General features: G+C 70.3%; 10 protein-coding genes. 6 read left to right on the forward strand and 4 right to left on the reverse strand.

Features of this window, described 5'->3' with window-relative positions; genetic code table 11:
• Nucleotides 1–51 precede the first annotated feature (51 nt).
• On the reverse strand, nucleotides 52–1,035 hold the full coding sequence (locus tag MAA44156_RS08320) for a GGDEF domain-containing protein (protein WP_009976836.1): 984 nt from the start codon (nucleotides 1,033–1,035) through the stop codon (nucleotides 52–54).
• Nucleotides 1,036–1,210: 175 nt separating this feature from the next.
• Here MAA44156_RS08320 and hrpA point away from each other — a divergent pair, with 175 nt between their 5' ends.
• The 3 genes from hrpA (at nucleotide 1,211) to MAA44156_RS08335 (ending at nucleotide 7,810) form a co-directional block, all read left to right on the forward strand.
• A complete protein-coding gene (gene hrpA / locus MAA44156_RS08325) occupies nucleotides 1,211–5,164 on the forward strand; it encodes an ATP-dependent RNA helicase HrpA (RefSeq protein WP_029248484.1) in 3,954 nt (1,317 codons plus the stop codon).
• Between the two features lie 80 nt (nucleotides 5,165–5,244).
• The gene (locus tag MAA44156_RS08330) at nucleotides 5,245–6,756 is read left to right on the forward strand and encodes an FAD-dependent monooxygenase (RefSeq protein ID WP_023880035.1); all 1,512 of its coding nucleotides are present in this window, start codon (nucleotides 5,245–5,247) and stop codon (nucleotides 6,754–6,756) included.
• A gap of 76 nt (nucleotides 6,757–6,832) precedes the next feature.
• Nucleotides 6,833–7,810: a DUF1444 domain-containing protein gene (locus MAA44156_RS08335; protein WP_003876668.1), complete on the forward strand. Its 978-nt coding sequence runs from the start codon at nucleotides 6,833–6,835 to the stop codon at nucleotides 7,808–7,810.
• 25 nt (nucleotides 7,811–7,835) lie between these two features.
• Here the strand turns inward: MAA44156_RS08335 and MAA44156_RS08340 are convergent, their stop codons facing one another.
• Nucleotides 7,836–8,018, reverse strand: coding sequence for a hypothetical protein (locus MAA44156_RS08340; RefSeq protein ID WP_003876669.1), 183 nt, complete (start codon nucleotides 8,016–8,018; stop codon nucleotides 7,836–7,838).
• 140 nt (nucleotides 8,019–8,158) lie between these two features.
• On the opposite strand from MAA44156_RS08340, the gene zwf reads away from it, so the two are divergent.
• A complete protein-coding gene (gene zwf / locus MAA44156_RS08345) occupies nucleotides 8,159–9,676 on the forward strand; it encodes a glucose-6-phosphate dehydrogenase (RefSeq protein WP_029248483.1) in 1,518 nt (505 codons plus the stop codon).
• A gap of 13 nt (nucleotides 9,677–9,689) precedes the next feature.
• On the opposite strand, the gene MAA44156_RS08350 is transcribed toward zwf, so the two are convergent.
• Nucleotides 9,690–10,613, reverse strand: a complete 924-nt coding sequence (locus MAA44156_RS08350) for a class I SAM-dependent methyltransferase (RefSeq protein ID WP_009976831.1) — start codon at nucleotides 10,611–10,613, stop codon at nucleotides 9,690–9,692.
• Between the two features lie 168 nt (nucleotides 10,614–10,781).
• Between MAA44156_RS08350 and MAA44156_RS08355 the strand changes: the two genes are divergently transcribed.
• Both MAA44156_RS08355 and MAA44156_RS08360 read left to right on the forward strand, forming a co-directional pair.
• Nucleotides 10,782–11,663, forward strand: a complete 882-nt coding sequence (locus MAA44156_RS08355) for an HpcH/HpaI aldolase/citrate lyase family protein (protein ID WP_009976830.1) — start codon at nucleotides 10,782–10,784, stop codon at nucleotides 11,661–11,663.
• An 82-nt stretch (nucleotides 11,664–11,745) separates the two neighbouring features.
• Nucleotides 11,746–12,981, forward strand: coding sequence for an osmoprotectant NAGGN system M42 family peptidase (locus MAA44156_RS08360; RefSeq protein ID WP_009976829.1), 1,236 nt, complete (start codon nucleotides 11,746–11,748; stop codon nucleotides 12,979–12,981).
• Between the two features lie 19 nt (nucleotides 12,982–13,000).
• Here the strand turns inward: MAA44156_RS08360 and MAA44156_RS08365 are convergent, their stop codons facing one another.
• The gene (locus MAA44156_RS08365; protein ID WP_010949316.1) at nucleotides 13,001–13,768 is read right to left on the reverse strand and encodes a class I SAM-dependent methyltransferase; all 768 of its coding nucleotides are present in this window, start codon (nucleotides 13,766–13,768) and stop codon (nucleotides 13,001–13,003) included.
• Nucleotides 13,769–13,797: the final 29 nt, after the last annotated feature.

Here is a 13,797-nt window from a genome sequence, read left to right on the forward strand (position 1 = left end):
CCGGCTTCCCATTGGATGCGCTTGCCGCCTGATACCCGCATTCGGCCGCCGTCAACCGCGGGCGGGTCGCAGCCCGGGATCTCGCCTCCTGCGCTTGGCGCTGTACAGCTCCGCGTCCGCGGCCGCGTACAGCGACGCGATGTCGGCGCTCGCGCCCGCGCCGGACGCCGTGCCGACGCTGGTGTCCGGGGTGTGCCGGCGGACGCTGGCCACGAACTGGTCCGCCTTGGCACTGGTGGGGTGGTGGTCGGCGATGCACACCGCGAACTCGTCGCCGCCAAACCTGGCCAGCACGGCGCCGGCGGGCGCGACCTGGCGCCAGAAGGCGGCGCACCGCACCAGATATTCGTCGCCGGCGACGTGGCCCTCGGTGTCGTTGAGTGTCTTGAAGTTGTCGATGTCCAGCGCGACGACGGTGACGGTGGCTGTGGCCGAACGGGTTCGGGACAGCAGGTCCGCGGTGGCGATCTCCCACCCCGCACGGTTGAGCAGGCCGGTGAGGGGATCGGTGCACGCCGCCGTGACGAGGGCGCGCGTCAGCAACCCGAACGACTCGGCGGCTCCGATGATCGCGATCACGAAGATCGCGTAGTCGATCGACAGCTTCGGCGTGGGCGCGACCGCCAGGGCCGCCACGGACAGGCCGGCGAGCACGGCGACCAGGGCCGCGCCGCGGCGCGGCGAGTAGAACGCGCGCAGGTACATCGCCAGGAACATCGGCGCGATCAGGCAGACGAACTCGGCGATGATCACCCGGTGGAAGGCCATCACGATCGGCGTGGCCACGATCGCCGTCACCGTCGCGGGCGCGGGTTTGTCGGGCCGGGCGGCCAGCCAGGCCAGCGCCCCCAGACCGAGACCGACCGCGACGATGCCGCCGGCCGGATTGGACAGGGTCAACCCCGCGCGGATCGGGAACAAGGTGAACACCACACCGTAGGCGTAGAGGAATGTGGTGGCCCCCAAGAAGATTCGCAACATGCGCGCCTGTTGGGTGCGGTAGAAGACGCTGCCCGCATCGGCGCGCAGCCGCAATCGATAGGGGCGGGCGTCTCTATCGCCGGATGGGTGGGGGAGGCTTCGGCCCATCCCGTCAAATCTCCTCGTCACCCCCCGGTATGGCGACGTGCGGCATTGCCATTTTGACACCGCGTCGGCCCCGACGCGTGACCGGACGGCCGTGCGCCGCCGTCGCCGAAGGACGCCTATCGTGGCAGCAGTGGCCGAACCGTCCTTCCCGGTGTCCGGGGCGCAGCTGCGCGGCCGGCTTGACGGTCTGACCATTCGCGACGCCGCGCGCCTCGGCCGGCGGCTGAAAAAGCTGCGCGGCGCCGCGCCCGACGAGCTGCGCCAGCTGGCCGATCAGATCGCCGCCGCGGAAGCGGTCGTCGCCGCCCGCCAAGCCGCCGTCCCGGCCGTCAGCTATCCCGATCTGCCGGTCAGCGAGCGGCGCCGGGAGATCGCCGACGCAATACGCGCGCATCAGGTGGTGGTGATCGCCGGGGAGACCGGATCGGGCAAGACCACCCAGCTGCCCAAGATCTGCCTCGAGGCCGGCCGGGGCATCAGCGGAACCATCGGACACACCCAACCGCGCCGGCTCGCCGCGCGCACCGTCGCGCAGCGCATCGCCGACGAGCTGGGCAGCCCGCTGGGCGAGACGGTCGGCTACACCGTCCGGTTCACCGACCAGGTCAGCGACCGCACCCTGATCAAGCTGATGACCGACGGCATCCTGCTCGCCGAGATCCAGCGCGACCGCCGCCTACTGCGCTACGACACGTTGATCCTCGACGAGGCGCACGAGCGCAGCCTGAACATCGATTTTCTGCTGGGCTACCTGCGCGAGTTGCTGCCCCGCCGGCCGGATCTGAAGCTCATCATCACCTCGGCGACGATCGAGCCGCGGCGGTTCTCGGAACACTTCGCCAACGCGCCCATCATCGAAGTGTCGGGACGCACGTACCCGGTGGAGATCCGCTACCGGCCGCTCGAGATCGCCCTGCCCTCCGCAACCGCGGACGATCCCGACGACCCCGACCACGAGATCGTGCGCACCGAAACACGCGACGAGGTCGAGGCGATCGTCGACGCGATCGCAGAGCTCGAGGTCGAGCCGCCCGGGGACGTGTTGGTGTTTCTGTCCGGGGAACGCGAAATCCGGGACACCGCAGAGGCTTTGACGGGGCTGAAGCACACCGAGGTTCTTCCGCTGTACGCCCGGCTGCCCACCGCCGAGCAGCAGAAGGTGTTCGCGCCCCACACCGGCCGGCGGGTGGTGCTGGCGACCAACGTCGCCGAGACGTCGCTGACCGTGCCCGGCATCCGCTACGTCGTCGACCCGGGAAACGCCCGCATCTCGCGCTACAGCCGCCGGTTGAAGGTGCAGCGGTTGCCGATCGAGCCGATCTCGCAGGCGTCGGCCGCGCAGCGGGCCGGCCGCTGCGGCCGCGTCGCGCCCGGCGTGTGCATCCGGCTGTACTCCGAGGCCGATTTCGCGGCCCGCCCGCGCTACACCGAACCCGAGATCCTGCGCACCAACCTCGCCGCGGTGCTATTGCAGATGGCGGCGCTGCGGCTGGGCGATATCGAGAACTTTCCGTTCCTCGACCCGCCGGACCGGCGCAGCGTCCGCGACGGTGTGCAGCTGTTGACCGAGCTCGGCGCGTTCGACCGGCAGGGCGCGATCACCGAGCGGGGCCGTCGGCTCGCCCGGCTGCCGGTCGACCCCAGGTTGGGCCGGATGATCCTGGCGGCCCAGACCGAGGGTTGCGTGCGCGAGATGCTGGTGCTGGCTGCGGCGCTGAGCATCCCGGATCCGCGGGAACGGCCGAGCGACCGGGAGGAGGCGGCCCGCCAAAAGCATGCCCGGTTCGCCGACGAGCACTCCGACTTCATGTCGTATCTCAACCTGTGGCGCTATCTGCGTGAGCAGCGAAAGGAGTTGTCCGGCAACCAGTTTCGGCGGCTGTGTCGCGCCGAATTCCTGCACTATCTGCGGATTCGGGAGTGGCAGGATCTGGTCGGGCAGTTGCGCGGCATCGCCCGGGAGCTGGGCATCACCGAAGAGTCCGGCGAGCCGGCCGACCCGGCCCGGGTGCACGCGGCGCTGCTCGCCGGGCTGCTGTCGCACGTGGGTATGCGCCGCGAGGACTCCCGCGAGTTTGCCGGCGCGCGCAACTCCCGTTTCGTGCTGGCCCCCGGGTCGGCGCTCAGCAAACGGCCGCCGCGCTGGGTGGTGGTGGCGGAGCTGGTCGAGACCACCCGCCTCTACGGCCGCACCGCCGCGCGCATCCAGCCCGAGGCCGTCGAGCGGGTGGCCGGCGACCTGGTGCAGCGCAGCCACAGCGAACCGCATTGGGACCCCGACCGCGGCGAGGTGATGGCCTACGAGCAGGTGACGCTGTACGGGCTGCCGCTGGTGTCGCGCCGGCGGGTCGGGTATGCCCGCATCGATCCGGTGCTGGCCCGCGAGTTGTTCATCCGGCACGCGCTCGTGGAGGGGGACTGGCACACCCGGCACCATTTCTTCGCGGACAACGCCCGGCTGCGCGGCGAACTCGAGGAGCTGGAGGAGCGCGCCCGCCGCCGCGACCTGGTGGTCGGCGACGACGACGTCTACGCGCTCTACGACGCCCGCATCCCCGCCGACGTGGTGTCCGCGCGGCACTTCGACGCGTGGTGGAAAAAGCAGCGACACCAGACCCCGGATCTGCTCACCTTCACCCGCGCCGACCTGCTGCGCACCGAGGAGACCGGCGACGCCGACCGTCCCGACAGCTGGCGGGCCGGCGACTTGACGTTGCCGCTGACCTACCGGTTCCAGCCGGGCGCCGCCGACGATGGGGTCACCGTGCAGGTGCCGATCGACGTGCTGGCGCGGCTGGGCGGTGACGAGTTCGCCTGGCAGGTGCCGGCGTTGCGCGAGGAGCTGGTGACCGCGCTCATCCGGTCGCTGCCGAAAGACCTGCGCCGCAACTTCGTTCCCGCGCCCGACACCGCGCGCGCGGTGCTGGGCGCCATCGATCCGGCCGCCGAGCCGCTGCTGCCTGCGCTGCAGCGCGAATTGCGCCGGCGCAGCGGGGTTTCGGTGCCCATCGACGCGTTCGATCTGGACAAGCTGCCGGCGCATCTGCGGATGACGTTCGCGGTGGAGTCCACCGACGGGACCGAACTCGCCCGCGGCAAGGATCTGCGGGCACTGCAGGAACGGCTCACCACGCCGGCGCGGCAGGTCGTCGCCGACACGGTCGGGGCCCGGCTGCAGCGCACCGGGTTGCGCGGCTGGCCCGACGACCTCGACGAACTGCCCCGCGTCGTGCAGCGCAGCCTCGACGGCCGCACGGTGCGGGGCTACCCGGCGTTCGTGGACACCGGCGGTGCGGTCGACCTGAGGGTGTTCGCGACATCGGCCGAACAGGTCCGCATGATGGGCGCCGGTCTCCGCCGGCTGGTACGCCTGAGTATTCCGTCACCGGCCAAAGCTATTGCGCGTCAACTTGATCCACGCACCCGCCTGGCGCTGGGCGGCAACCCGGACGGCTCGTTGCCGGCGCTGCTGGAAGACTGCGCCGACGCCGCGACCGACGCGCTGGTGCCGCAGCCGGTGTGGACCCGCGACGAGTTCACCGCGCTGCGACAGCGGGTGGCAAAGACGCTGGGGCCCAACACCATCGAGCTGGTGGGCCGTGTCGAGCAGGTGCTGGCCGCCGCCCAGCAGGTGCAACTGGCGTTGCCCGCGACGCCGCCGCCTGCCCAGGCCGACGCGGTCGCCGACATCCGCGCCCAGCTGGACCGGCTGTTGCCGGCCGGCTTCGTCACCGCCACCGGCGGCGCGCGGCTGGGCGATCTCACCCGCTACCTGTCGGCGATCCGTCGCCGCCTGGACGGGCTGGCCCGGGCCGGCCAGGCCGACCGCGACCGGATGCGGCGGGTGCACGCCGCGCAGCACGCCTACGACGAGTTGGTGGATGAGCTACCCGAGGCCGCGAAGACGGCCGCCGACGTCCGCGACATCGCGTGGCAGATCGAGGAACTGAGGGTGAGCCTGTGGGCCCAGCAGCTCGGCACGCCGCGACCGGTCAGCGAGCAACGCATCCACCGGGCGATCGACGCGGCGCGGCAGCGCTACCGCGTGGCTTTGCCTCCCACTCTCAACCTATAGCGCACCCCGGGGCTTGCCGCAAGACCGGGGCGGTGACGCAAAATCGCTGTCTCGAACCACAATTCGGAATGGGGGGCGAAATGCGGGGTGTGCGTTTCTCGGAGCGGTCGGTCCGCGACCATGCGGTGCTCGTCGCCGGAGCCGGCCCGACGGGGCTGATGCTGGCCGGCGAGTTGGGGTTGGCCGGAGTCGACGTCGCGGTGGTCGAGCGGCGGGCCGACCAGCAGCTGATCGGCTCGCGCGCCGGCGGTCTGCATGCCCGCACGCTCGAAATCCTCGACCAGCGCGGGATCGTGGATCGTTTCCTGGCCGAGGGGCAGGTGGCGCAGGTCGCCGGCTTCGCCCAAATCCGGCTGGACATCAGCGACTTTCCCACCCGGCACCCCTACGGACTGGCGCTGTGGCAGAACCACATCGAGCGCATCCTGGCCGACTGGGTCGGCGAACTCGGTGTGCCAATTTACCGCGGCCACCGGATAGCGACCTGCACCCAGGACGACACCGGCGTGGACGTCGTCGCGTCCGACGGCCGAACCCTGCGCGGGCAGTATCTGGTCGGCTGCGACGGGGGCCGCAGCGTGATCCGCAAAGCGGCCGGTATCGACTTCCCGGGCTGGGAGGCGACGACGAGCTATCTGCTCGCCGAGGCCGAAATGGATTGGCGGACAGGGCAACCACCGCAGTGGGGGATTCACCACGATTCGCTCGGCGTGCATGCCCTGTCCGAGACGGAGCCGGCCGGGGGTGTGCGGGTGCTGGTCACCGAGCGGCAGCTGCGCAGCGCGGCCGAGCCGAACCTGGACGACCTGAGGCAGGCGCTGATCGCGGTCTACCGCACGGATTACGGAATCCACAGTCCCCGTTGGATTTCCCGGTTCACCGATGCGGCACGCCAGGCGGCGCGCTACCGTGACCGGCGGGTGCTGCTGGCCGGGGACGCCGCACACATCCATCACCCGGTGGGCGGGCAGGGACTGAACACCGGCGTGCAGGATGCGGTGAATCTGGGCTGGAAGCTGGCCCTGGTGGTCGGCGGCGCGTCGCCACCCGCCCTGCTGGACACCTACCACGCCGAACGGCATCCGGTCGGCGAGCGCGTGCTGCGCAACGCGATAGCGCAGATGGCGCTGCTGCGTCCCGACGAGCGCACCCGGGCGCTGCGCGACCTCGTCACCGAGCTGCTGGGCATGGACGAACCGCGGAAACGGTTCGCCGCGATGATATCCGGCCTGGACGTTCGCTACGACCTGGGCCCGGGGCATCCGCTGCTGGGCCGGCGCATGCCCGATCTCGACCTGGTCACCGCCGACGGCGCATCGCGGGTGTTCGCCCTGCTGCGAAACGCCCGGCCGGTGCTGCTCAATTTCGCCGGCGCCGGGCGCCGCAGCGTCGCCGGCTGGGCCGATCGCGTGCGCGTCGTTGACGCGAAATGTGTTGCGGATTGGGAACTTCCGGTGCTCGGGCGGGTGAGCGCACCGCCGGCGGTGTTGATCCGGCCGGACGGCCACGTCGCGTGGGCCGGCGACCCGAACGACCCGGGGCTGCACGACGCCCTCACCACCTGGTGCGGGCCGCCCGCGGCCGGCGGATGAGCGCGCGCCGATGGTGACTTGTGCCGGCGCCCCCAGGGTGTAACGTGCGTGTTCGCTGATCGAGAGCAGGAAGCACGTGGACATGGCAACCGACCAACCGGCGACGCCGCCGGTGACGTGGGCCGAAGCCCAACCGCTGCTCAGGCCGGTGCTACGCCCGCAAAGCTACGCCAACCGGCTGGTCAACGACGGCGCGCAGCCCTGGGTGCGTCCGGTGTTCCCGCTCATCAACGAGATGGTGGTCGTCGACCTGCCCGCGGTGCGGGCGATGGTGACACCGGCCGAAACCGGTGCGTGGGGCATCACCGGCGATCAGGCCTTCACGGTGGCCCGGGAGAACCTGACCGCGCGTCAGCAGATTCTGACCCCGGGAGAGAAGTACCTGCTGAGGGACACCGACGGCGACAGCTACATCGACTCGATGGTGTTGGCGACGGGTTGGCTGGGCTCGCTGGCGGTCCCGGGCGGCCCCCGGCCGCTGGTGTTCTTTCCCGGCGACGGGTCGTTGGTGCTGGGCACCGACGCGCCCGACGGCGTGGCCGAGCTCTTCGAGGTGGCCGAGCAGCTGTACCTGGCTGCCGAACAGCCCGTCTCCCCGCAGGGGTACACGATCGCGGGCGCCATCATCGTGCCGTTCGACCAAGCCGGCCCCCACCCGGGGCGCGGGCTGGCGCTGAGCGCCCGAAGCCTTTTGGCCGCAACGGAATACCGGCACCAAACCGAATATCTGCGGGAACACTATGAGCGCGAACGGTTCCCGCAGCAGGTGGCCGAGGCGCGGCTGATCGACACGCCGTGGGGCCGGCGCACCACCACGGTGTGGGCGCAGGGGTCGGCCTGGGAGCTGCCGCACACCGATTACGTGACGTTCGCGGCCGGTGACCCGTCGAACGCTGCCGACACGTTCACCGTGCCGTTCCCGACGGTCGTCGATGCGGTGGGCTTGCTGCCCGTCGCGGGGATCAGTCCCGTCCGGTACCGGGCCGACGAGTGGCCGGCCGCCGACGTGCTGGCGGCCTTCCGCGCGCACGCCGTGGACCTGCCCGACCGATGAGGCCCGACGCGGTCCGGCGGCCGCGCTAGTCAGGCGGCTCGTCGTCCGAGCCGCGGACGGCGGCATCCTCCCGGTCGCTGGGCTTTCCGGGAACACCCTCGGCTTCGCGGTCGTCGGCGACCTTCTCCTCGAGTTGGTCGACGATGTTCTCGAGCTCCTGAGCACGGCTCAGCGGGTCTTTGTCGGGTTCGCTCATATCGCTTTCCATCGGCGCATTCCATTGGGGGTGGCGCGGGCTTGGTGTGGGGGCCCAGGCGCGGGCAGCCCGCCGGTATCCAGTACCCGATCGTAGGACCGCTAACCCGAGCAGGCGCGACACGGCAGCGCGGCGATGGAAGTATCGCAGGGGTGGCTACCCAGAAACCGCAGACCATCTCCTACCCGGCTCCCGAGGCCCGGCCGCGTCGTCACCACACCGACCCGCTCGACCCTCATGTGATCGTCCTGTTCGGCGCCACCGGGGATTTGGCGAAACGCAAGCTGATCCCCGGTTTGGCGTATCTGGACCAGTCCGAGCTGGCACCCGACATCCAGATCGTCGCCACGTCGCTGGAGGACCTGGGCAACGACGAATTCCGCGAGCTGGCCAAGAACGCGATCGACTCGTTCGGCACGCACAAGCTGACGCCCGACCAGTGGCGCAACTTCGCCGACATCATCACCTACATCTCGCAGAGCGCCGGGTCCGACGCGCTGGCCGCCGCGGTGGCCGAGGCCGAGGCCAAGCTGGGGCCGAACGTGCGGCGGCTGCATTACCTGTCGGTGCCGCCGAAGGCGGCGCGCGCGGTGATCACCATGCTGCGCGACGCCAAACTGGTCGAGCGGTCGCGGGTGGTGATGGAGAAACCGTTCGGCACCGATCTGGCCAGCGCGGTGGCGCTCAACAACTTCGTGCACCAAACCTTCGAGGAATCCCAGATTTTCCGCATCGACCACTTCCTGGGTAAGGAGGCCGCCCAGAACATTCTGGCGTTCCGCTTCGCCAACGGGTTGTTCGAGCCGATCTGGAACCGCAACTTCATCGACCACATCCAAATCGACATCCCCGAGGCCCTCGGCCTGGATCAGCGGGCGAGTTTCTACGAGGAGACCGGCGCCTACAAGGACATGGTGGTCACCCACCTGTTCCAGGTGATGGCCTTCGTGGTGATGGAGCCGCCGACGGCGCTCGAACCGTTCGCCATCAGCGAAGAAAAGAACAAGGTGTTCCGGTCGATGCTTCCGGTCAAGCCCTCGAACGTGGTTCGCGGTCAGTACATCGGCTATCGCGAGGAAGACGGAGTGGCAAAGGATTCCGACACCGAGACATTCATCGCCCTCAAGGTCGGCATCGACAACTGGCGGTGGGCCGGGGTGCCCGTCTACCTTCGCACCGGCAAGAGGATGGCCGAGGGCATCCGCATCATCTCGATCGCGTTCAAGGAGGCACCGCGGACCATGTTCCCGCCCGGGTCGGGGGTGGGCACGCAGGGGCCCGACCACCTGACGTTCGATCTCGCGGACAATTCGCGGGTGTCTCTGTCGTTCTACGGCAAGCGGCCCGGCCCCGGCATGAAACTGGACAAGCTGTCCATGCAATTCTCCACCCAGGAGATCGAAACCGCGGTGGACGTGCTGGAGGCCTACGAACGGCTGATCCTGGACGCGATGCGCGGCGACCACACCCTGTTCACCACCGCCGAAGGCATCGAATCACTGTGGGAGCGTTCCGAAGAGCTGCTCAACGACCCGCCACCGGCCAAGCTGTACCAGCCGGGGACATGGGGCCCCAACGCAATTCACCAGTTGATCGCGCCCAACGCGTGGCGGCTGCCGTTCGAGCGCGAGTGGCGCGATCCCAGACCCTACCCCGGAGTGGGCGGCTGAGAAGTGCTGCGGTTCAGCCCAATTCGGCGCTGAGATAACTGATGGCCTGGCGGAATTCCCTGAGGATGTCGTTGTCGGGCAACTCGAAGCCGTAGTCGGCGTACACCCGCTCGGTGGGCAGGCGGGTGATGCTCCAGCCGGTGGCCTCCAGGTGGTCGCCGGCCGGGCGGCGCTCGCCGAGCCAGACCAGTTCGGCGACGTCGATGTCCAGTCCGTGCTGGCGCCAGGTGCTGCGCATCGCCCGGGCGCGTTCGTCGGTGAACACCCGCATGTCGGTGATGTTCTCGGTGGCCAGCCTGCTGCCCGGCGCGCTGAGCGCGGTGATGTTGTCCAGCAGCCGGTCCTGGGCGTGCGGCGGCAGGTAGGGCAGCAGCCCCTCGGCAATCCAGGCGGTACGGGCGCTGCTGTCAAAGCCGTTGTCGCGCAACGCTGTTGCCCAGTCATCGCGCAAGTCGACGGCGACGGTGCGGCGCTCGGCGGTCGGTTGCGCGCCCAACCGGGCCAGGGTGTCGGTCTTGAAGGAGATGACCTCGGGCTGGTCGACCTCGAACACCACGGTGCCCGCCGGCCAGGTCAACCGGTAGGCCCGCGCGTCGAGCCCGGCGGCCAGAATGACGGCCTGGCGAATGCCGGCGGCGGTCGCGGAGCGGAAGAAATCGTCGAAAAACCGCGTCCGCACCGTGATTTGCTCGCGCCGCTGCTGCAGCGTCATCGGCATGTCGTCGGTGTCGAGCGGGATCTGGCCGTCCAGCATCCGGACGAAAAAGGGATGCCCGACCGCGCGCACCAACGGTTCGGCGAACCGGTCGTCGAGCAGCGGGTCCGGACCGCGAGAGGCCAGCGCCCGGGAGGCCGCGACCATGGTCGCGGTCGCCCCCACGCTGGAGGCCAGATCCCAGCTGTCGCCCTCGGTACGTGACGAACCGGTCGATGACATCTGTTCTCCCCTTCCGCGATCCGGCCGCCGCGGGACCGATTGGCCCCCGGCCCGGTCGCCACCCGCGACTACACCGCCGGTATCGAAGGGTACTTTCTGGCTATGCCGCGCGCATCGCGCACGCCGGTGATCCCCCGCTGAGCCCGACGACAGGAAGTGAATCGCCCGATGGCACCGACCCTGCGCCCGCGCCGATCGGCCCTGTACCTGCCCGGCAACAAGCCGCGGGCGCTGGAGAAAGGCAAATCGCTGCCGGCCGACGTGCTGATATTCGACCTCGAGGACGCCGTCGGGCCCGACGCGAAAGCCGAATCCAGAGCCGCGGTGTGCGAGGCGATCTCGTCGCCGGACTACCGGCCCCGCGAGATCGTGGTGCGCATCAACGGCCTGGACACCGAGTGGCACGACGACGATCTGGCGGCGGTGGCCGGGTCCGCCGCCGACGGCGTGCTGGTGCCGAAAGTCGAGACGGCACAACAGGTTCAAGCCCTGGACCGGGCGCTGGACACGTTGGGCGCCGCGGCGTCGCTGCAGCTGTGGGTGATGATGGAAACACCGCGGGCCTTCCTGCGGGCCGAGGAGGTCGCGTCGGCCAGCGACCGCCTGGCCGGGCTGGTGGTCGGCACCAATGACCTGGTCAACGAGTTGCACGGCCGGCACGTCGCGGGGCGCGGCCCCGTCGTGCCGGCGCTGGGCCTGGCATTGTTGGGGGCGCGGGCGGCCGGAAAGGTCGTCTTGGACGGCGTGTTCAACGACATCACCGACGACGCGGGTTTCCGGGCCGAGGCGGCCCAGGGCCGGGAGATGGGATTCGACGGCAAGACGCTGATCCACCCGTCCCAGATCGCCCCGGCCAACGAGGTGTTCGGCCCGTCACCGCAGGAGCTGGCCGACGCCCGCAAGGTGGTGTCGGCCTACCAGCAGGCGCAGGCCGCGGGAACCAGCGTCATCACCGTCGACGGCCGGATGATCGAGAGTTTGCACGTGCGCGACGCGCAACGGATCCTCGCCCTCGCCGATCTGATCTCCGAACGGGACGCGGCGTCCTAGCAGCGCTGCAGCCCGGGCCGGGGCCGCTCGCGTCGGCCACACGGTAGGTTGAACGCGATTCCCAGACCGGAAAGGAGACGAGGTGGGCCAGACCGCGGCCATGGCCGAGGCCGACCGCACGTGGATGGTGGACACGCTGCTGGCGCTGCTGCAGACCCCGAGCCCGTCGGGGCGCACGGACGCGGTGATGCAGGTGATCGGCGACATCCTCGACGACTTCGGCGTGCCGTTCACGCTGACCCGGCGCGGGGCGCTGACTGCCGAGCTGCCGGGGGAGTCGGCGACCACCGACCGCGCGCTGGTGGTGCACTCCGACACCATCGGCTGCATGGTCCGCGGGCTCAAGGACAACGGCCGGCTGGAACTCGTTCCGGTCGGCACCTTCTCGGCCCGATTCGCCGCGGGTGCACGGGTGCGCATCTTCATCGACGATCCCGAGGAGTTCATCACCGGCACGATCCTGCCGCTCAAGTCCAGCGGCCACGCGTTCGGCGACGAGATCGACACTCAACCCACGGGCTGGGAGCACGTCGAGGTTCGCATCGACCGCAAGGTGTCGTGCCGGGACGACCTGGTCCGCCTCGGTCTGCAGATCGGTGATTTCGTCGCCCTGATCACCAGCCCCGAGCTGACCGCCGACGGCTTCGTGGTCTCCCGGCAGCTGGACGGCAAGGCGGGCGTGGCGATCGCGCTCGCCCTGGCCAAGAACTTCGCCGAGAACAAGGTGGTGTTGCCGCACCGCACCACGATCATGGTCACCATCACCGAGGAGGTCGGTCACGGCGCCAGTCATGGTCTGCCGCCGGACATCGCCGAACTGATCTCCGTGGACAACGCGGTGTGCGCGCCCGGCCAGCACTCGCTGGAGGATGGGGTGACGATCCCGATGGCCGATATGCACGGCCCGTTCGACTACCACCTGACCCGCAAGTTGTGCCGGCTGGCCCAGGACCGCGGAATCCCGTTCGCGCGCGACATCTTTCGCTATTACCGGTCCGACGCCGCCGCGGCGATCGAGGCGGGCGCGAACACCCGCGCCGCGCTGGTCGGCTTCGGGCTCGACGGCAGCCACGGCTGGGAGCGCACCCACATCGATTCGCTGGAGGCCGCCTACAACCTGCTGCACGCGTGGCTGCAGACGCCGTTGACGTTCGCCAAGTGGGACGCCAAGCCGACCGGGAGCCTGCGCGACTTCCCGTCCTCGAAGCAGCCCGCACCCAGCGAGCGTTGGGTGCCGTTGTCGCGCGGCGACTACGAAAGCCCGGGCGACGCGTCGCCGGGGACGCACTGGCCGCCCTCGCAGGGACCGCAGTCCTGACTCGGGGCGCCCGGGGCGGTCAGCCGGCGCGGGCGATCCGGTCGGCGCGCCAGCACCGGGACTGCATCGGGATGTCGATCGCGTGGGCCCCGGGGAAGCGCTCGGTCAACACCGCCCGGGCCTTGGCCAGCCGGCGGGCGCGGTCGGCCGGGGACGCGGTGATGATCCTGCTGTAGGTGGCCAGCATCGCCACCGCGTCGTCGAGCGTCATGGTCCGCACGAACGTGAACGTCTCGCGGGCGACGTGGTGAAAGATCTGCGGATCAGGGAGCACCACGTTCTCGTGTCGCCGCCGGAAGCGATCGGGCGCGTCCGCCTCGCTGGTGTCATCGCCGGGCAGCAGGTCGAGGTCGCGCACCCAGTCGACGTCGCGGTCCCGGCTGGTCCAGATCAGCCCGAAGCGCCCGCCGTCGCGCAGCACCCGGCCGATCTCCGGGACGGCCCGCTGCGGGTCCATCCAGTGCCAGGCCGACGAGACGAACACCGCGTCGGCGCAACGGTCGGGCAGCGGTATCGCCTCGCCGCGCCCCTCGAGCACACGGACAGCGGGCGACCGGTGGGCCAGCACGGCCCGCATCCGCGCGTCGGGTTCGACGGCGATGACGTGCGCGGCCCGGCCGGCGAGTGCCCGGGTGAACAGGCCGGTGCCGGCGCCCACGTCGACGGCCACCCCGCAGTCGGGCGGCATGAGCCAGTCGACCGCCTCCGGCGGGGCTTGCGGGCGCAGGCCGTCGTAGTCCTCGGCGATCGAGCCGAAAGACATTGCGCGCTCTTGACGATCGGTCACAGCCGACAAGGTAATCCAGCGGGCTGTGC

It is taken from the genome of Mycobacterium avium subsp. avium, from assembly GCF_009741445.1.
GTDB classification, from domain to species: domain Bacteria; phylum Actinomycetota; class Actinomycetes; order Mycobacteriales; family Mycobacteriaceae; genus Mycobacterium; species Mycobacterium avium.